Source organism: Paraburkholderia piptadeniae (assembly GCF_900007165.1).
Taxonomy (GTDB): domain Bacteria; phylum Pseudomonadota; class Gammaproteobacteria; order Burkholderiales; family Burkholderiaceae; genus Paraburkholderia; species Paraburkholderia piptadeniae.
Genome location: NZ_CYGY02000009.1, coordinates 1 through 18,078, shown reverse-complemented (window position 1 = coordinate 18,078; position 18,078 = coordinate 1). Strand labels below are relative to the sequence as shown.

Annotated in this window: 13 protein-coding genes; 2 read left to right on the top strand and 11 right to left on the bottom strand. The window is 64.4% G+C overall.

Annotated features, from left to right (window positions below; genetic code table 11):
* Window positions 1-94: 94 nt before the first annotated feature.
* From BN2476_RS03095 to BN2476_RS03085, 3 genes are all read right to left on the bottom strand, one after another.
* Complete coding sequence (locus BN2476_RS03095; RefSeq protein WP_087732695.1) at window positions 95-559, bottom strand: hypothetical protein; 465 nt, start codon at window positions 557-559, stop codon at window positions 95-97.
* A gap of 54 nt (window positions 560-613) precedes the next feature.
* Complete coding sequence (locus BN2476_RS03090) at window positions 614-1,177, bottom strand: redoxin domain-containing protein (RefSeq protein ID WP_087732796.1); 564 nt, start codon at window positions 1,175-1,177, stop codon at window positions 614-616.
* Between the two features lie 229 nt (window positions 1,178-1,406).
* The gene (locus tag BN2476_RS03085) at window positions 1,407-2,768 is read right to left on the bottom strand and encodes an EAL and HDOD domain-containing protein (protein WP_087732694.1); all 1,362 of its coding nucleotides are present in this window, start codon (window positions 2,766-2,768) and stop codon (window positions 1,407-1,409) included.
* A gap of 304 nt (window positions 2,769-3,072) precedes the next feature.
* Here BN2476_RS03085 and BN2476_RS03080 point away from each other — a divergent pair, with 304 nt between their 5' ends.
* Both BN2476_RS03080 and BN2476_RS03075 read left to right on the top strand, forming a co-directional pair.
* A complete protein-coding gene (locus BN2476_RS03080) occupies window positions 3,073-4,914 on the top strand; it encodes a putative bifunctional diguanylate cyclase/phosphodiesterase (RefSeq protein WP_087732693.1) in 1,842 nt (613 codons plus the stop codon).
* Window positions 4,915-4,996: 82 nt separating this feature from the next.
* Window positions 4,997-6,454 (top strand): HDOD domain-containing protein, encoded by a 1,458-nt coding sequence (locus BN2476_RS03075; protein ID WP_087732795.1) that lies wholly within the window; start codon window positions 4,997-4,999, stop codon window positions 6,452-6,454.
* Window positions 6,455-6,552: 98 nt separating this feature from the next.
* Here the strand turns inward: BN2476_RS03075 and BN2476_RS03070 are convergent, their stop codons facing one another.
* The 8 genes from BN2476_RS03070 to BN2476_RS03030 all read right to left on the bottom strand — a co-directional run bounded on the left by BN2476_RS03070 (window position 6,553) and on the right by BN2476_RS03030 (window position 17,323).
* Window positions 6,553-7,911, bottom strand: coding sequence for an EAL and HDOD domain-containing protein (locus BN2476_RS03070; RefSeq protein WP_087732692.1), 1,359 nt, complete (start codon window positions 7,909-7,911; stop codon window positions 6,553-6,555).
* A gap of 346 nt (window positions 7,912-8,257) precedes the next feature.
* Window positions 8,258-9,049 carry an ABC transporter substrate-binding protein gene (locus BN2476_RS03065; protein ID WP_087732794.1) on the bottom strand — a complete coding sequence of 264 codons (792 nt, stop codon included), beginning with the start codon at window positions 9,047-9,049 and terminating at the stop codon, window positions 8,258-8,260.
* Window positions 9,050-10,084: 1,035 nt separating this feature from the next.
* On the bottom strand, window positions 10,085-11,137 hold the full coding sequence (gene astE, locus BN2476_RS03055) for a succinylglutamate desuccinylase (protein ID WP_087732690.1): 1,053 nt from the start codon (window positions 11,135-11,137) through the stop codon (window positions 10,085-10,087).
* Complete coding sequence (astB, locus tag BN2476_RS03050) at window positions 11,121-12,461, bottom strand: N-succinylarginine dihydrolase (RefSeq protein WP_087732689.1); 1,341 nt, start codon at window positions 12,459-12,461, stop codon at window positions 11,121-11,123. The genes astE and astB overlap by 17 nt, the downstream gene beginning before the upstream one ends.
* A gap of 9 nt (window positions 12,462-12,470) precedes the next feature.
* Entirely contained in the window at window positions 12,471-13,934 is a 1,464-nt protein-coding gene (astD, locus tag BN2476_RS03045) for a succinylglutamate-semialdehyde dehydrogenase (protein ID WP_087732688.1), read from the bottom strand.
* 29 nt (window positions 13,935-13,963) lie between these two features.
* On the bottom strand, window positions 13,964-15,004 hold the full coding sequence (astA, locus tag BN2476_RS03040) for an arginine N-succinyltransferase (RefSeq protein WP_087732687.1): 1,041 nt from the start codon (window positions 15,002-15,004) through the stop codon (window positions 13,964-13,966).
* A complete protein-coding gene (gene aruF, locus BN2476_RS03035; protein ID WP_087732686.1) occupies window positions 15,001-16,053 on the bottom strand; it encodes an arginine/ornithine succinyltransferase subunit alpha in 1,053 nt (350 codons plus the stop codon). The genes astA and aruF overlap by 4 nt, the downstream gene beginning before the upstream one ends.
* A gap of 40 nt (window positions 16,054-16,093) precedes the next feature.
* Window positions 16,094-17,323, bottom strand: coding sequence for an aspartate aminotransferase family protein (locus BN2476_RS03030; protein ID WP_087732685.1), 1,230 nt, complete (start codon window positions 17,321-17,323; stop codon window positions 16,094-16,096).
* Window positions 17,324-18,078: the final 755 nt, after the last annotated feature.

Genomic DNA, 18,078 nt, shown 5'->3' with positions numbered 1-18,078 from the left:
CGTCGCTGGCATCCGCAAGGCATCATGCGGATGCCAGCGTTCAGCGAACGGTTCGCCCAACCGTTCGGCTAGCTACAAGCCCCGCCGCCGCGTTTCAAAGCTTCTGCGCCATCGCCAGCGTGAAAATGCGCGTCCACTGACGCGCCTCGCGCGCCGACGTCATCGGCAAGCGCCATTCGGGATGCACCGCATCCTGTACATCGAGCTTGACCTGCCAGCGCTCGCCATCGCGCACCGGCTGCGCCTGCCGAAGGTCCGCGAAGATGTACGAGCCGCGCGTGCCGCTCACCTGAACGTCGCAAAGACGCTTGCCCGCCGCGAGCCGCACGTCGCCCCACTCGCCTTTGAGTTCGTGCGTCCAGTCGCCGTCGCGGATATTCGCCGCGACTTCCTTGCGGCGACGCCGCCACCATGCAAGCGCCGCGAGCAGCAGCGCGGCGACGAGCACCGCGACGCCGACCGCCACACCCAGCCCGAACTGCGCGGATAGCGTGTGAAACGCCTGCACGGCGCCATAGATCAGCGCGGCCAGTACGAGCAGTCCGACGACTATGGGCATCGCGTATCGTCGATCAGAAGTGGAATCACGCGGACTGCGCGCAACGAAGCAGCGTCAAGGCTGCTTGTGGGTCGCGGCCCACTCCTTGAGCGCCTGCATCGTGTTTTCGACGTGCTTTTCGGGCGACAGGCTCGTGTATTCGTAGATGATCTTGCCGTCGGGCGCGATCACATACGACACGCGGTTCGCCATCGGCACGTGCATCGGCAGGCCCGCGTCATACGCGTTGATGACCTTCGAATCGGGATCGGCCGCAACGGGGAATTTGCTGCGGCATTCGCTGACCGAGAACTTCGTCAGCTTGTCGATGTTGTCGTGCGACACGCCGATCACGGTCGCACCATACTTCTTGTACTCGTCGACGGCTTCCGCAAATTCGTGCGCCTCGATCGTGCAGCCCTTCGTGAAGGCGGCGGGATAGAAGTACAGGACGACGGGCCCTTTCTTGAGCGCATCGGCGAGTTGATACTGATAGGTCTTGCCTCCCAGAGACGCCTGCGTCGTGAAGTCCGGCGCGTCGTCGCCGGGCTTGAGCGTGGCGGAAGCCGTCAGCGCGTACAGCGATAAACTCGCGCACAGCGTAGCCGCCAGCGCGAGCGGCGCAATCTTCTTCTTCATGTCGAGTCCTCGAATCGTGAGCGCACGATGCCCGTGCGATGCCGCGCGAAGCCCGCGCATCAGCCATGCGAGCCGTCGCAATCTTGACCTTCAGTTCAATATTGGACCACGTTTGGCGAATGCGCGTCGGCGCGCAGCACGAATGCTGTCGAACCGGACATGAAGGTTGCAGTCCGCTGACATCGTGCACCATCACCCGCCGATGCATGAAACGAATGGGATGCGGACTTTAATCCGCGAGGTGCGCGCCAAACCACGCCGCCGCCGACAGGTTCAACTCGGCGAGCACGTCGGGCGTCAGCGCCGCAAATTCCGCCCGCGATTCCGCACTCGTTGCCACTGCAATCGAACCCGCATCCCGTGCTTCGCCCGCCGCTTCCGCGATCCGCAGCAGTGCGCCCATCGGTCCTTCACGTCCGACGATCGCATCGCGAATGACGGGCGACAGGTCCAGCGGATCGAGCGTCTCATCGGGCGTCGAATCGACGAGCACATGCACCAGCGAAAACACGCCCGTCAGAAACGCTGCATCGGCGAAGCCTTCGTCGTTCGGGCGTATCCAGCGCGCGGCCAGCTCCATGAAGCGCGCGCGCGTGCCCGCCAGCTGCACGAGGGGATCGGAACGCCAAGGCATGTCGCCGCCACCCGCGTACAACAGCAGTTGCGCCCAGCGCGCGATCTGCCGCGTGCCCGTCGCGATGATCGCTTCGCGCAGCGACGAGATATTGCGTCCGAGCCCGAACGCACTCGAATTGACGAGCCGCAGCAGTTGCATCACCACATTCGGATTGCGCTTCAATTCGTCTTCGAGCTCGACGATGCCCGCGTCGCGAGCGAGCAGCGCAAGCAGCCGCAGCAGCGACGTGTGCGATGAACGGTTGCGGCGCGTCGACAGCACTTGCGGCCGCGCAAAGAAATAGCCCTGGAACAGATGGAAGCCCAACTCGCGGGCGAGCGCGAAGTCCTTGCGCGTTTCGACCTTTTCGGCGATCAGCGTCTTGCCGTGCATGCGCAGCGTCCGAGCGAGCGTGCGCAGCTGCGCGCGGTCCGTCTGCAGGAAGTCGATCTTGACGATGTCCGCGTGCGGCAACACGGTGAGCAGATTCGGCGACAGCTCGCACACGTCGTCGAGCGCGATTCGAAAGCCCGCCCGCCGCAACTCGGCGATGCGTGCAATGAGCCGCGCATCGAACGTGACCGTTTCGAGGATTTCGAGCACGAAGCGCTCGGGCTGCATCAGATGCACGATGTCGTCGAACAGCAGCTTGCGGCCGATGTTCACGTAGCCGAGATGCGTGCCCAGCACGGACTGCACGCCGATGCCGCCGATCGTGCGCGCGACGACCTGTGCAGTCGCTTGCGCATCGTCGAAGACTTCCGCGTAGTTGCGCGCGCTGCCGCGAAAGAGCAGTTCGTATGCATGCAATGCGCCGTTGCGGTCGAGAATCGGCTGACGTCCCACATAGACGAACTGCGAGGCGGACTGCGGTGCGTCGTCCTCGCCATGCGCTTGCGCAAACGTTTGGAGGCGAGCGGCTTCGTCGTTGTCGTGGGGCGGATCGGATATTTTTCCCGGCGGCTTGAATTCCATAGCGAGTTGAATGGGGATGGCGCGCGCCACCCTTCGGCAACGCGCGTGCTTCGGCAAAGCGGCAGATCAGACGCGTTAACGGTGCGCGATCGCCGCGACTTTAACGGAATTCATCAGCGCATGCATGCGCCGGCTGCCCCTGGCACACGTTAAGGCGCTTTTTATGTGCGAACGCTAAAGATTCCGCCGCGAGGGTCGTTATCCCGTTCTGATGGATGGCCTTACGCCCCGCACGGACCCGTCGTGCCGCGGGCATCGTGCGGCCGTCCCGCCTCACGACGAACCCGGGTAGTCAGCGACATACATGGAAGCGACCAGGATCACCCCAGCCCGCCGGGGCTTGCTGCGCACGGCTATCGACCGGTTCCGCGCGGGCCGTCAGCCCGCGCGCGCGACGGTCGCGCAAAGCCTCGCGGCCGGCCTGGAGCAGGCTGCGGGTGCCGTCGACTTCCTCGCGCACGTGGCGCGCAATCTCACGTTCCTGTATGTGTCGGAAGCAAGCCTGCGCTTCATCGGCTACCACCGCGAATACCTGCAGACGGTCACGCTGCACGAACTCGTCGCGCCCGCCGATGTCGTGCGCCTCGATGCCGCATTGCGCCGCGCCGACGAAACGGGCGCCGTCGAAAAGGTCACGCTCGATCTGATCAAGTCTCTGACCTACCCCGTGCCCGTCGAGCTGCGCATCGTGCGCAACTGTCACGACGGCATCGAAGGCTACGCGATCGCGGGCTTCGACGTATCGAGCTGGCGCACCGCCGAAGCGAATCTCAGGCATCAACTGCACCACGATCATCTGACGGGCCTCGCGACCTTGCCCGCGCTGATCGAGGACATGCGCAACGCACAGCGAAAGGCCGATGCGACGGGCAAGGCGGCCGCGCTGCTGCTGCTCGATCTCGACGACTATCAGCGCGTGAACCGCGCGCTCGGCTACGACGCGGGCGACGAGATGTTGCGCGACACCGCGCGGCGCCTGACCAACATGGCGACACAAGGCGAAGTGATCGCGCGCATCTCCAGCGACGAGTTCGCGATCCTGCTGCCGCCCGTGCATGCGCGCGCCGATGCAGCGATCGCCGCCGAAGCCCTGGCGCGGCGTCTGTTGACGGCGATCCAGCAGCCCTACACATTCAACCGCCAGCCCGTGCATCTGTCGGCGAGCGTCGGCATCGCGCTGTATCCCGACGCGCAGCGCACACCGGATACGCAGCGCACGCCCGACTCGTCCGACGACGCCTCGCCGCGCGACAGCCAGCTATTGCGCTGGGCCGATCATGCGCTGCTGCGCGCGAAGGCGGCGGGCGGCAACACGCTCGCCTTCTATGTGCCCGACGACAGCCCCGCCGACGCCGAACGCCTGAAGCTCGAATCGGACCTGTACGACGGCGTGCGCAACGGCGAGTTCTCGCTGCACTTCCAGCCGATCACGAGCAGCCAGACGCGCGGCGTCGTCGGCGTCGAAGCGCTGATCCGCTGGCAGCACCCGGTGCATGGACTCGTGCCGCCGTCGATGTTCATTCCGCTCGCCGAATCGGTCGGCCTCATCAACTACCTCGGCAACTGGGTGTTGAAGGCCGCGTGCATGCAGTTGATCCGCTGGGACACGCAAGGCATCCGGCTGCAATACGTCGCCGTCAACGTGTCGCCGCAACAGTTCCGCGATCCTCGCTTCAAGGAGAGCGTGCGCGAAGCACTTGCGCTGACGGGCATCGATCCGCGTCGCGTCGTGTTCGAAATCACGGAAAGCCTGCTGATGCACGACCCGCAGCACGCGACCACGTTGCTCGAAGAACTGACGGGCCTCGGCATCCGCTTCGCCGTCGACGACTTCGGCACGGGCTATTCGAGCCTTGCGTACCTGCAACGCTTTCCGCTGGCCAAACTGAAAATCGACCGGAGCTTTGTGGAGAATCTGCTCACCTCGCGCAACGATCAGGCCATCGTCAGCGCTGTCGTGGGCCTTGCGCAGACGCTCGATCTGGAGCTCGTCGCCGAAGGTGTCGAGACGGAAGAACAGCGCAATCTGCTCACCGAGATGGGCTGCGATCACATTCAGGGCTGGCTCGTCTGCAAGGCACTGCCGTCGGAAGAGCTTGCGCAGCGCTTCGAATCGCGCGCGCTTCACGTGCATGGTGAAGCGTGACTGAGTTGACGTGTGTGCGCACTGCGCATCGGCGACGCTTCGTGCCGCTAACTGGAACTTGTATGGCTTTCGCGGAATTCTCATGCTAAAGGCTGCGCTGCTTGACCGGCTCTGGGCTCGCATGAACGAGCGCGGCGATTTTCCGATGCTGCAGCAGTCGCTCCGCACGACGATGGCCGCGATGAACAGCGACGACCTCGACTTCAGCGCGCTCGTGCAGATCGTGCTCTCCGACTTCGCGCTGACGCAGAAAGTGCTGCGTCTCGCGAACTCGGCGATGTACATGGCGTTCGGCGGCAACATCACGACTGTCTCGCGCGCGCTGATGGTGCTCGGCATGGACGCCGTCGGCCATCTCGTCGTCGGCCTGAAAATCGTCGATCACTTTCATCACAGCGTGCCGCGCCGCATCGATGCGAAGCTCGAACTGAACCGCACGATGCTCTCGGGCTGCGTCGCGCGCAAGATCACCGAACGCGGCGACCTGCGCCAGGGCGAAGAGGCCGTCGTGTGCACGCTGATGCGTCAGGTCGGCAAGCTGCTCGTCGTGTTCTATCTCGATGCCGAGTGGGACCAGATTCGCCGTCAGGTCGATACGGGCATGGGCGAGAACGAAGCGTGCGAAAGCGTACTCGGCGTGACGTTTCAGGAGATCGGACTCGAAGCGGCTACGCGCTGGCGCCTGCCGGACCTGATCCGCGTCGGCATGACGGAATTCGATCCGCAGCAGCACGACGAACCGCGCCAGGCCCAATGGCTGCGCGCGATCACGAATTATTCGACGGAAGTCGCGAACGTGCTCACGCAAGCGCATCTGCCCGAATCGCAGCGCGACGTGCGCATCGCCGAGCTTGCGCAGCGCTATAGCCGCACGCTCGGCACCGAGCCCGAAGTGCTCGTCGACATGAGCCTGACGCTCGCCGAAGAAGAGACCCGCGACGGCGTGATGCGCGAGATCTTCGAGTTGCGCGCGAACGCCGATGCGATCGCGCGCGCGTCGCTCGACCCCGAATCGTGCATTCTTGCGGGCGTAAGCGAGCTACAGGCGCTGCCGGGCGACAGCGGGCTCGCGCCCGCGCTCGCGATGGCATCGGAGACCGTGCTCGCAGGACTGAACTTCGAGCGCACCGTCGTGTTCGTGCGTCAGGGCAACGGCATCTTCAAGGCGACGATGGGCTTCGGCGCGAAGATCGAAGGGGCGTTGCCCAAGCTCAGCTTCGCGACGGCGTTCGAGCCCGACGTGTTTCATCTCGCGATCGCGAACTCAGTCGGCATCTTCATCGAGAACGCACGCGATCCGAAGATGCACGCGCGCTTGCCACAGTGGTATCGCCGCGCGTTCGACGACGTGCATTCGTTCGTATTGCTGCCTGTGGTACTGGAGAACAAATCGACGGTCGCGTTGCTCTATGGCGACTGGGCACGTCACGACATGCCGCGCCGCATCTCGCAGCGGGAAATGGCCGCGCTCAACGAACTCGCGCGCGAACTGGGACGGTTCTTCGCGCACGCGCCGGTGAGCGAAGTGGAAACGCTGTGAAGCACGGAAGACCGCGCTGACCTGCTCAGGCCGAGAGGTTTGGCGCGCGCCTTCTGACATCGACATGCGCGGCTCACGCTTCGAGCCGCGCGTCGTCTTCAATCCTCGATCCGCTCGAGCCCCGCCGCTTCCGCGCTGCGATCGGCGACGCCCGCCCACGCGGCTGCGACCAGGCCCATTTGCGCGATATCGTGCACCTGCAGGCCTTCGAGCCGCGCGCAGCCGTTTTCGATGTCGGCCCATGCGCCGCGCTCCAGCGCTTCGATCACGGTCAGCAACGTGCCGAGCACGCCTTCGCGCTGGAGAATCGCGTCGCGGATCGGCTTGGACAGCGTAAGCACGTTCAGCGTCTGTTCGAGCGAGCCGCCGAACACCGAATCGACAAACGAGAACACACCCGTGAGGAACGCCGCATCCGTTTCGTGGCGGCCCGCCTCGGGCAGGCGCTCGACGGCCAGTTCCATGAAGCGCGCGCGCGTGGCGGCGAGTTGCAGCAACGGATCGTCTTCGAGCGCGACCTTGCGGCCGTCCGCGTACAGCAGCAGTTGCGTCCAGCGCGCGATGCGGTTGGTGCCCGTCGCGTTGATCGCCTCGCGCAGCGTCGTGACCTTGCGCCCAATCGCGAGCCCACTTGAGTTCGCGAGGCGCATCAGGTGCATCACGAGCACGGGGTTCAACTTCAGTTCCGCTTCGAGTTGCGCAACCGTCGGCTCGCCGCCGAGCAGTTGCAGCAGGTTCAGCAGCGCATGACGAGGCGCGCTGACCTTGCGCGCGGCCGCGCCTTGCGGATGCGCGAAGTAGTAGCCCTGGAAGCGGTCAAAGTCGAGATTGAACGCTTGCTCGAACACGGCTTGCGACTCGACGCCGAGCGCGATCAGCAGCTTGCCCGCCGACTTCAGCACGCTCGCGAACTTCGGCAACATCGCCTGCGGGATGCGGTTCATGTCGATCTTCACGGCCTCCGCATACGGCAGAAGACGCGCAAACGTTTCGTCGGCCAGCGCGACGTTGTCGAGCACGAAGCGATAGCGGCGAGCGTGCAGCTCGACGACGCGTGCGATCAGCTGATCGTCGGCGCCGATTTCGGGCGGCAGCTCGAACATGAAGCGCCCTGCGGGAATCTGGCGGAGCGCGTCGTCGAACAGCAGTTCGCGCGTGACCTGCAGATAGCCCGGATGACCGGCGAGCGCGGCGCGCACATCGGCCTGCAAAACGCCGTGAATGATGGCTTCCGTCGCGCTGCGCCGGGGCTTCCTCGATGACGGCTCGTCTGCCGCTGCCGGCTCTTCGCTCGCTTGCGCGACGGGCTGCTGGTGCACCTTGAGTTCGAACGCGCACAACATGTTGTCGCGATTCAGAACAGGCTGGCGGGCAAATGAAACGTTTGCCTCCTGGTCCTGCGCGATGCCGGGAACGCCCTCGGCCTGGCGTTCCTCAGCGACTGCGTTGGTGGTCATTCATGGTCCCCTGTCGACCAGACCCGGCGTGTCGATGGGAGTGGGCACTCTGGCGCGTGCTCCTTCCCATGACTACCTGGTCCCATGCATGTGGTTGCGGCGAAGCGTGGCGCTTCGTACTCTCATCGTGTTCAGTGTTGTTCTTGAGGCTTCGAAGCGCCCGCTTCTCGAGCGCCGCGCATCGAGCCCTTTTCCCCGCTCGCCGATTTTAGCGCAGCCACAATGGCCCCGGAGCATGGCTGCTCGAAAAAGACCATAAAACAAGGGCAAAAAAACAAAACGGCCGCTCGAAGCGGCCGTAGTCGAACAACATCGGCGAGCTTATATGCAGCCGATGACGCGCGTATTACTTGAGCACGACTTTCACGTCGAAGTATTTTGCGGCGAGGCGGTCGATCGTGCCGTCGGCCTTCAGTTCCTTCAGCGCCTGGTTGACGGCGTCCTTCAGCGCGGTGTCGCCCTTGCGGATGCCGAAGCCGACGCCCGAGCCGAGCAGCTTTTCGTCCGAAACGGGCGGGCCGGCGAATTCGAAGCTTGCACCCTGCGGCTTCTTGAGGAAGCCCTTCGAGGCCGCTTCCGCGTCCTGGAACGATGCATCGAGACGGCCGGCGACGAGATCGGCGTACACCTGGTCCTGCGTCTGATACGGAATCACGTCGACGCCGGCGGGCGCCCACCTGGCCTTCGCGTAGGTTTCCTGGATCGTGCCTTGCAGCACGCCGACGTGCTTGCCCTTCAGCGATGCGGCCGTCGGCTGCAGGCCGCTGCCCTTCTTCGCGATCATCTGGTTGGGGATCACGTAGATGGGATCGGTGAAGTCGATGGCGGCGCGGCGCTGGTCGGTGATCGACATATCCGAGTTGATCGCGTTGAACTTGCGGGCCTGGAGCGCGGGGATCAGGCCGTCGAACGCGTTCTCGACCCACGCGCACTTCGTCTTGAGCCTGGCGCAGACAGCGTTGCCGATGTCGATATCGAAGCCTTGCAGTTCACCGGCCGGCGACTTCGATTCGAACGGCGCATAGGACGCTTCGACGCCGAAGCGGAGTTCCTTGATCTCGGCGGCCGTTGCGTTCACTGCCATCATCGCGCCCGCGAATGCGGCGAGCGCGGCCATCTTTTGCCAACTCATTTTCATCGATGCTTTCCTCAAGAAGTGCTGGTATGCGGTACGCCCCGCGTTGGGCGTGCGCGTGATCATTGCAACGCCAGAAATGCGGTTCAAACGCATGCGCGGGGCTTGGTGCGGCGCACAAGGCGGTGGATTTTACAGGGTCTGCGGTGTTCGCTCCGCGTGGCGGTGTTTTGGCCGTCGCTATGAGGGTTCTTGCTGCGCGCGAATTTGCAAGTTCTTGTCGGAAAGGGGCAATGGAATTGGTGTCTGCCGACGGCTTTTTGTCTGCGACGGCCTTTTGTCTGCGACGGCCTTTCTTTTGTGGTTTGCCTGGCTTGCCGCTGGCATCCGCATTGCGCCTCGCGGCGCGGGCGTTGCCCCTGTGCGGGGCGGCACTCACTTTCTTTGCCGCCGCAAAGAAAGTAAGCAAAGAAAGCGGGCTCACACCGCCAGTGCTTGACGTTTACCCACGGGCTCTCAACGTCCCCGTGTTTCACGCGGCAGTGTGCTGGCCTATGTTCGTTGCCAACGCTCCGGCTAAACGCCTCACCCGCTTCGTGCACGTGTGGCACGGCCGAGGGTATCGAACGTTCCAGAGCCGCATGCCGGTAGTGAATGCGGTTGCTGTGACGTACAGGACGCCGCCCGCACTTGTAGCGGCATTGCGTAGCGACGGTGTCCCGTGTGGCGCGAATGCCGACACAAAGTTTGCCGCAAAGGGGCGCGGGAACGTTCGATGTCGCGGGCCGCAACGCGGGTATATGAAGCGGGTGAAGCATTTGATCAGTACGCTGGCAACGAAGGCGGACCAGCAAGTTGCCGCGCGAAGTGTGGGGACGCTGAGAGCCCGTGGGTAAAGGTCAAGCACTGGCGGTGTGAGCGGCTTTCTTTTGCCTACTTTTCTTTGCCGCTGCAAAGAAAAGTAGGTGCCGCCCCGCACAGGGGCGACGCCTGCGCCGCGAGGCGCAATCGCGGATGCCCGCGAGGCGCGAAGCAAACGAACGCATTCGCGGATGCCAGCGACAAAGGCGAAAAACCAAAGCGTCGCAGACAAAAAACCTACATCAGTACCGAATGCGTCTCATCAGTCGTTTCGACAACCAAAAGCCCTGCCCTCAACCCAGGCTTGACGGTCGCATTGGGAAACACGATCCGCTCTTCATCGTGCCGCACGACATACCGATAGTCCCCATCCCGCGCGAGCACCGTATCGCGCTCAAACGCAGTGAAGTTCGCCACGTCCTTCGCGAACAGCAATTCAAATGCATCGCTTTGCTTGGTGATCTGATCGATCACGGTAAACACGCGCGGCAACGCCAGCGAAGCATCCCCCGCCTCACCCGCAATGAGCTGCCGCACGGCATGATCCGCGCCAGCAAACCGCGACAAGTCGTTTTGCCCAAAGGGCCTCACCTTTCCAAGCTCCAGCGTGCAGGCATCCGCGCCACACGACTCGGCCGTGAAATGCGAGTACGTGTTGCCCTTCGTCGTGTGCAGCAGCACAGCCGCGATACGCGCATCGCGCAGCCACTCGAACATCGAACGCGACAACGGCGCGCCCGTATGTGGCAACAATGCAAACTGCTCGAACACGGAAGCGCGAATCGCCGTGTGCATGTCGATGTGCCAGCGCGCGCCGGGCGCATCCGATGCATCGGCGAAAAACCGCATCGCGATGCGCTCGAGCGCGGCAGCGCGCGGCGCTTCATGACTTTCGGGCAACTGCGCATGACGCCCGCTGAAGAGCCGGTTCAGATCGTCGTCGATATAGCGGCACGACTCGCGCATCGCCTGCACGTTGCCGAGAATCACGAGCAACCGGCACGCGAGCGCAACGCGTCCGTGCGCAATGTCGCGAACCAGAAACGACAGCAACTCGATGGGCGCCGTCTCGTCCCCATGAACGCCCGCCGATGCAAGCACGCTGCGCGCCCCGCCGCGCGATGACGCAGCGGGCTCGAACTGCAGCACGCCATCGTCGATCCACGACCATTGCACGCCGTTCGCGCACGCGCCAGCGCGCGCATCGTCGGCCGGCTGCGTGCCCGCGAGCGTGAACGCGAGGAAATCGTCGAGCATCGCCGGCACGGGCGTATCAGCGCTGGAAGTCATACAGCGATCCCAGACCCAGAATCTGCGTCAGTTCGTCGAGCGCGGTGCGCGACTCCGTGAGCAACTGCGGGTCGGCCAGATCAACGGGCGCGAGGCGATCGCGATAGTGCTTCTCGATCCACGCATCGAGCCGCGTGAAGAGACTGTCGTCGATCCACACACCCGGCGTCACCGCGCCACGCTCCGCTTCGTTGAGCACCACGCGCAGACGCAGACAAGCGGGGCCGCCGCCGTTCTTCATGCTCTCGCGCAGATCGAACACCAGCACGTCGTCGATGGGCGCCTTGCCCGATGCCAGGTCGTCGAGATACGCCGCGACACGCGGATTCTCGCGGCACTCCTGCGGCACCACCAGCACCTGGCGGCCGTCGCCGCGCAACAGCAACTGGCTGTTGAACAGATATGACGTCACGGCATCGGCGACGCTCACCTGCGCGTCCGGCACTTCGATCACGTTGAACTCGGCGTTGAGCTTCGAGAGCTTCGCGCGCAGGTCGTCGTACACGGCCTGCTGATCGACGAACGCCAGTTGATGACAAAACAGCGTGCGCGCGTTGCCCACCGCGATCACATCGTTGTGGAACACGCCCGCGTCGATCACGTCGGGCGTCTGTTGCGCGTACACGGTTGCATCGTCGGAAAGGCCATGACGATGGGCAACCGCACGGCTCGCCTCGAACGTCTGACGCGCCGGGTAGCGTTTCGGCTCCGGTCCGCGGCGATATTCGCTGCGGCCATAGACGAAGAACTCGACGCCTTTCGCGCCGTACTGCGCGCAAAAACGCGTGTGGTTCGCCGCGCCTTCGTCGCCGAGTGCGGGCGTGCCGGGCAGCGCTTCGTGCACGACGAAGCGCGACGGGTCCGCGAAAATCGCGCGCAGCGTGCGGCGCGTCGATTCGTGTTCGATCGCGCGATGCAGCTTGCTCGTCAGGTTCGCGGGCGTGAAGTGCACGCGGCCATCGTGCGTGTCCGCGGACGGGCTGACGGTCGCGGCGTTCGCCGTCCACATCGCCGATGCGGAACTCGCCGCCGCGAGCAATTCGGGTGCATTCTTCGCGACGCGCGCGATCACGCTCGCCTCATCGCCGGAGAAACCCAGCTCGCGCAACAGGCGCATCGACGGACGCTCCTGCGGCGGCAGCACGCCCTGGTTGAAACCGAGGTCCGCGAGCTGCTTCATCTTGCGCAGGCCCTGCTTCGCAGCGGCCTTCGGGTTTGCAACGGACTTCTCGTTGGTCTGCGACGCGACGTTGCCGAACGACAGCCCTGCATAGTTGTGGGTCGGTCCGACGAGTCCGTCGAAATTCGCTTCAGTGGCTTGCATCGTCGATCCTTAGAAGTGAAGACCCGGGGACACGCTTGCGGGCATTTGCAGTTGCGCGCTTTCGACGGAGGCCATCGGGTACGCGCAGTAATCGGCCGCGTAGTACGCGCTCGGCCGGTTGTTGCCCGAGCGCCCCGTGCCGCCGAACGGCGCCGCCGACGATGCGCCATTGGTCGGCCGGTTCCAGTTCACGATGCCGGCGCGGATCGCGCGCTGAAAGTGCGTCCACAGCGCTTCGTCGTCGGCGAGCAGCCCTGCCGACAGACCGAACTCGGTATCGTTCGCGCCCGAGATCGCTTCGTCGAACGAACCATAGCGAACAATCTGCGCGAGCGGGCCGAAGTGCTCTTCGTCGGGCAGGCTCTGCACGTTCGTCACGTCGAGAATCGCGGGCGTCACGAAGCCGAGCTTCGGATCGCGCTGCTCCATCTTCAGGAGCGGCTTCGCGCCGTCGGCGATCAGGCGCGCCTGCGCTTCGACGAGACGCGCCGCCGCGCGCGCCGAAATCACGGCACCCATATACGGCTGCGGATCGGCGTTGTATTCGCCGACGGCGATGCGCGACGTCACGTCGACAAGGCGCTCGAGGAAACTGTCGCCGAATGCGTCGTTCGGCACGAAGATGCGGCGCGCGCACGTGCAGCGCTGGCCTGCCGACAGGAACGCCGATTGAATCGTGTGATGCACGGCGGCATCGATATCGGCGACGGGCGCGACGACGAGCGGATTGTTGCCGCCCATCTCCAGCGCGAGCACGATCTCGGGCCGGCCGCCGAACTGCTTGTGCAGCAGCGTGCCCGTATCCGAACTGCCCGTGAAGAAGAGGCCGTCGATCTGTCGATGATTCGCAAGCGCAATGCCCGTGTCCTTCTCGCCTTGCACGAGGTTCAGCACGCCAGCGGGCAAGCCCGCGTCGCGCCACACTTCGACGGTGACGCGCGCGACGCCCGGAGCGAGTTCCGAAGGCTTGAACACAACGGCATTGCCCGCGATCAGCGCGGGTACGATGTGCCCGTTCGGCAGATGCCCCGGAAAGTTATACGGACCGAACACGGCCACCACCCCATGCGGACGATGACGCAGCACGGCCGTGCCGTCCGCGATCGCAGCGCGCCGCTCGCCCGTGCGCTCGTTGTACGACTGGATCGAAATCTCGACCTTCGCCGCCATCGACGCAGCTTCCGTGCACGCTTCCCACAGCGGCTTGCCCGTTTCGCGGCCGATCGCCTCGGCGATCGCTTCCTTGCGTTCGTTGATCAATGCGGCGAAGCGGCGCACGATGGCGATGCGCTCGTCGAGGCTCACGGCCGACCACATCGCGAACGCACGGCGCGCGCTCATCACGGCGCGATCGACATCTTCGGCCGATGCGCTATTGCCTTCCCACACCGTCGCGCCCGTGCCCGGGTTGCGCGATGCGAATGCGTGTCCTGTGCCGGCGATCCATTCGCCGTCGATGAAAAGCTCGCTCATGTCAGTCCTTGTTTCTGTGTCACTTACGCTCAATTGCGTTTCAGCGGCAGCACGCGCACGGGCTCGCCTGCCTTCACATTCAATGTGGCCGCCTCGTCCGCCGACAGACGGAACACGCCGTCCTCGACGACGCCCGCCGCCACGCCCGTGCGGAAATCGGCAAGCGACGTGTTCGAAACGAGCGAACGCGGGCCGCTTTCCGGCGCGGCGTCTCCTTGCGCTTGAACCGAGGCGATTTCGACGGGCACGACGACGCTCTCGCGCACCGTGCGCAAGTCGGCGACGTGGCATTCGAGCACGGGGCCTGCATCGAAGATGTCGACGTGATTCTCGTAACGCAGCCCTTCCGCTTCGAGCATCTTGCGCGCGGGCAGCGTATCGCTATGCGTGAGGCCGATCGCCTGCTGCGCGTCTTCGGGCAGCAGTTCGACATACACGGGGAAGCGCGGCATCAGCTCCGCGAGGAACGACTTGCGGCCATGCGAGCTGAGATAGTCCGCGGCGTTGAAGTCGATCTGATAGAAGTGCGAGCCGACCGCGCGCCAGAAAGGCGACGTGCCGTCCGCGTCGAAATGGCCGCGCAGCTCCGCGCAGATGCGCTGCGGGAAACGGTCGCGAAACTGCGCGATGAACATGAAGCGCGAGCGCGACAGCAAGCCGCCCACCCCATGTGCGCGATAACGCGGGCTCAGGAACAGCGAGCACACTTCCGCGTAACCCGTCAGGTCGTGCGAGATGTTGAGCGCTCGCATGCGGGTCCAGATGCCGAGGTCCTGCGACGCATGCACGACCGTGCTCACGCGATAGTTGTAGAACGGCTGCTCGAGTCCCACGGCCGTTTCGATTCCGCAGACACCGGCAATGTCCTTCGTCTGCGAATCTTCCATCACAAAGAAGTAGCCCTTCTCGTGCGACGCGGCCTTGTCCTCGATCGTGCGGCGCGCACGCGCGATGCGCGCGGCGAGCGCATCGCGATCCGGCTTGAAGGTCGTGAGACCGGGCCCCGTCTCCTGAGCGAGCGCGACGAGCGCGTCCACATCGCCCGTCTGCACGACGCGAACGACGATCATTGTGCTTCTCCCGTAGTGTGTTTCTGTTCCTGCTGATGCAGCGGCACGCAACGCACGGCCTCGCCGTCGCGCACGCCGAGCGCATGACGCGCGGCCGCCGGCAGCGGCGCGCCCTCGTCTTTCTGCGCGGGCAGATCGGCGAGCACGCAGCGGAATTCGCCGGGCCTGTTGCTCGCGATCAGATACGTCGCGCCGTGCTGCGCCGATGCCTCGCGCACCGTGCGCGTCTCGTTGCGCGCGACGCATGTGCTGCGATCGACCTGTGCGGTAAGCACCGGGCCCGCATCGAATATATCGACGTACCGGTCCGTCTCGAAGCCCTCTTCCATGTGGATGTCGTAGGCGAGGAGCGCCTTTTCGTCGGGCTCGCCGAGCACGCGCTGCGCGGCTTCGGGCAACAGCGGCACATAGATCGGATAGCTCGGCATCACTTCCGCGATGAACGTGCTGCTGCGTCCGCCCGACTGCACTTCGATGTCCGCGAAATTGCGGCCGAAGAACTTGCGGCCGACGGCCTCCCAGAACGGCGACACGCCCGCGTCGTCGGTCACGCCGAGCAGCAGCGAGAAGACTTCGGACGTGAAGCGCTTGCGGTTCGCGGCGACGTACATCATGCGCGCGCGCGACATCAGGTGAGCGGCGGCATCGCCGCGCATCGCCGGGTCGATGTAGAAGCCCGCGAGACGGCTCTTGCCCGTCAGTTCATGCGACATCGTCAGCGCGTGAATCTTGCGGTTGACGTGCAACTCGCGCGACGCATGAATCAAGGCATCGTTGCGGAACACGTAGAACGGTTCCGAGTAGCCGGCTGCCGCGACGATGCTCGCCGTACCGTGCAGCTTGCCCGTCTCGCTGTCCTCCAGCACGAAGAGATAGAACTCCTCGCCCGGAAAATCGACTTCCGCGCGAAACGAGTCTTCCGACAACGCGACGCGCGCCTCCAGCGCGCGCCGGTCGTGCGGCAGCGAGTGCAGCACGGGCTGCGCGTTGCGCGCCATCTGTTGCAAGGCGTCGAGATCGGCCAGGCGGCCAGGGCGGACGAAGAGCATCGTGGTCTCGTGTAATGAAGCTTTAATGTGGCTCGACGGATTACTTGGCCAGCGCCGTGACGCCGACGACTTCCTCGATCGCCTTTTCGAAGCGCGCGAGACCTTCGTTCATGTCGTCGAGCGGAATGATCAGCGACGGCGCGAAACGCAGCACATCGGGACCCGCCATCAGCATGATCACGCCGTGCTTGCCCGCTGCCGTCACGAAGTCTTTGGCGCGGCCCTTGTAGGCGTCCGTGAGTTCGACGCCGATCAGCAGGCCCTTGCCGCGCACGTCGCTGAAAATGCCGAAGCGTTCGTTGATCTTCGCGAGCGTCGCCTTCAGCGCTTCGCTGCGGGCACGCACGCCTTCGAGCAGCTTCGGATCGCTGACGAGCTCGACCACCTTCAGCGCGATCGCCGTCGCGAGCGGATTGCCGCCATATGTCGTGCCGTGCACGCCAACCTTGAAGTGCGCGGCGAGTTCTTTCGTGGTCAGCATCGCGCCGATCGGGAAGCCGTTGCCGAGCGCCTTGGCCGTCGTCAGTACATCGGGTGTCACGCCCGTGTCCTCGTACGCGTAGAAGAAACCCGTGCGGCCCACGCCCGTCTGCACTTCATCGAAAATCAGCAGCGCGTTGTGCTGGTCGCACGCTTCGCGCAGCGCCTTCAGGAACGCGGGATCGGCGGGAATCACGCCGCCTTCGCCCTGCACCGGCTCGACGATCACGGCACACGTCTTCGGGCCGATGGCCGCGCGCGCCGCGTCGATGTCGTTGTAAGGCAGATGCCGGATGCCCGCGGGCACGGGGCCAAAGCCTTCCGAATACTTGGGCTGGCCGCCGACGCTCACCGTGAAGAACGTGCGGCCATGGAACGACTGCGTGAACGAGATGATTTCGTCCTTCTCCGCGCCGAAGCGCTCGAAGGCGACGCGGCGCGCGAGCTTCAGCGCGGCTTCGTTGGCTTCCGCGCCCGAGTTCGCGAAGAACGCGCGGTCGGCGAAGGTCAGCTCTTCGAGACGCTTTGCCAGACGCAGCACGGGCTCGTTCGTGTAACCGTTACCGATGTGCCAGAGCTTCGCACCCTGATCGTGCAGAACCTTCAGCAGCTCCGGATGCGCGTGGCCCAGCGCCGTCACGGCGATGCCGCCCGCGAAGTCGATGTAGTCCTTGCCTTGCGTGTCCCACACGCGGGAACCGACGCCGCGGTCCGGCACGAAAGACGCCGGCGCGAATACGGGGACCATGACTTCGTCGAAGGTCTGGCGGGTTACGTTCTGGTCGTTCATGGCGGGTCCTTGGGGCTCGTTCACAGTAGTGGTTCCTAGTTTAGGTGACATGGCGCGAGGCGTCTTGCGTGGAAGCGACGGGTTCTTTTTAATGTCTGGCGGCTCGTGTCTTGCGGCTTAATGTCTTGCGACGCTGTTTGGGTTCTTGCCGTTGTCGCGGGTTATTTCAGCGTGCCGCTGGCATCCGCGATTGCTTTCGTTTTCTTTGCCCTTGCGCGGGCATCCGCGATGCGCCTCGCGGCGCGGACGTTGCCCCTGTGCGGGGCGGCACCTACTTTTCTTTGCCGCCGCAAAGAAAAGTAGGCAAAAGAAAGCGGGCTCACACCGAAAGTGCTTGGCCTTTACCCACGGGCTCTCAACGTCCCCACGCTTCGCACACCGGTGTGCTGGCTTATGTAGTTGCCAACGTGCTGGCTCAACGCCTCACCCGCTTCATGCACGTGTGGCACGGCTAAGGGTATCGAACGTTTCAGCGCCGCATGTCGGTAGTGAATGTGGGTTGCTGTGTTGTACAGGGCAACGCCCGCAATCTGTGGCGTATCGAGTAGCGAAAGTTTCCCGTGCGGCGCGAATCCCTACACACAGTTTGCCGCAAAGGGGCCTAGGATATTCGCTGTCGTGAGCCGCAACGCGGGTGTGTGAAGCGGGTGAGGCGTTCAGATAGCGCGTTGGCAACGCGCACTAGCCAGTACGTTGCCGCAAGAAATGTGGGGCCGTTGAGAGCCCGTGGGTAAACGTCAAGTATTGGCGGTGTG

What these genes read in the sequence shown, in the direction of transcription:
- BN2476_RS03030 (WP_087732685.1), bottom strand. Translation starts at nt 17,323, where the DNA reads ATGAACGACCAGAACGTAACCCGCCAGACCTTCGACGAAGTCATGGTC.
- BN2476_RS03075 (WP_087732795.1), top strand. Translation starts at nt 4,997, where the DNA reads ATGCTAAAGGCTGCGCTGCTTGACCGGCTCTGGGCTCGCATGAACGAG.
- astA (WP_087732687.1), bottom strand. Translation starts at nt 15,004, where the DNA reads ATGATCGTCGTTCGCGTCGTGCAGACGGGCGATGTGGACGCGCTCGTC.
- BN2476_RS03095 (WP_087732695.1), bottom strand. Translation starts at nt 559, where the DNA reads ATGCCCATAGTCGTCGGACTGCTCGTACTGGCCGCGCTGATCTATGGC.
- BN2476_RS03070 (WP_087732692.1), bottom strand. Translation starts at nt 7,911, where the DNA reads ATGACCACCAACGCAGTCGCTGAGGAACGCCAGGCCGAGGGCGTTCCC.
- astE (WP_087732690.1), bottom strand. Translation starts at nt 11,137, where the DNA reads ATGACTTCCAGCGCTGATACGCCCGTGCCGGCGATGCTCGACGATTTC.
- aruF (WP_087732686.1), bottom strand. Translation starts at nt 16,053, where the DNA reads ATGCTCTTCGTCCGCCCTGGCCGCCTGGCCGATCTCGACGCCTTGCAA.
- BN2476_RS03065 (WP_087732794.1), bottom strand. Translation starts at nt 9,049, where the DNA reads ATGAAAATGAGTTGGCAAAAGATGGCCGCGCTCGCCGCATTCGCGGGC.
- BN2476_RS03090 (WP_087732796.1), bottom strand. Translation starts at nt 1,177, where the DNA reads ATGAAGAAGAAGATTGCGCCGCTCGCGCTGGCGGCTACGCTGTGCGCG.
- BN2476_RS03080 (WP_087732693.1), top strand. Translation starts at nt 3,073, where the DNA reads ATGGAAGCGACCAGGATCACCCCAGCCCGCCGGGGCTTGCTGCGCACG.
- BN2476_RS03085 (WP_087732694.1), bottom strand. Translation starts at nt 2,768, where the DNA reads ATGGAATTCAAGCCGCCGGGAAAAATATCCGATCCGCCCCACGACAAC.
- astD (WP_087732688.1), bottom strand. Translation starts at nt 13,934, where the DNA reads ATGAGCGAGCTTTTCATCGACGGCGAATGGATCGCCGGCACAGGACAC.
- astB (WP_087732689.1), bottom strand. Translation starts at nt 12,461, where the DNA reads ATGCAAGCCACTGAAGCGAATTTCGACGGACTCGTCGGACCGACCCAC.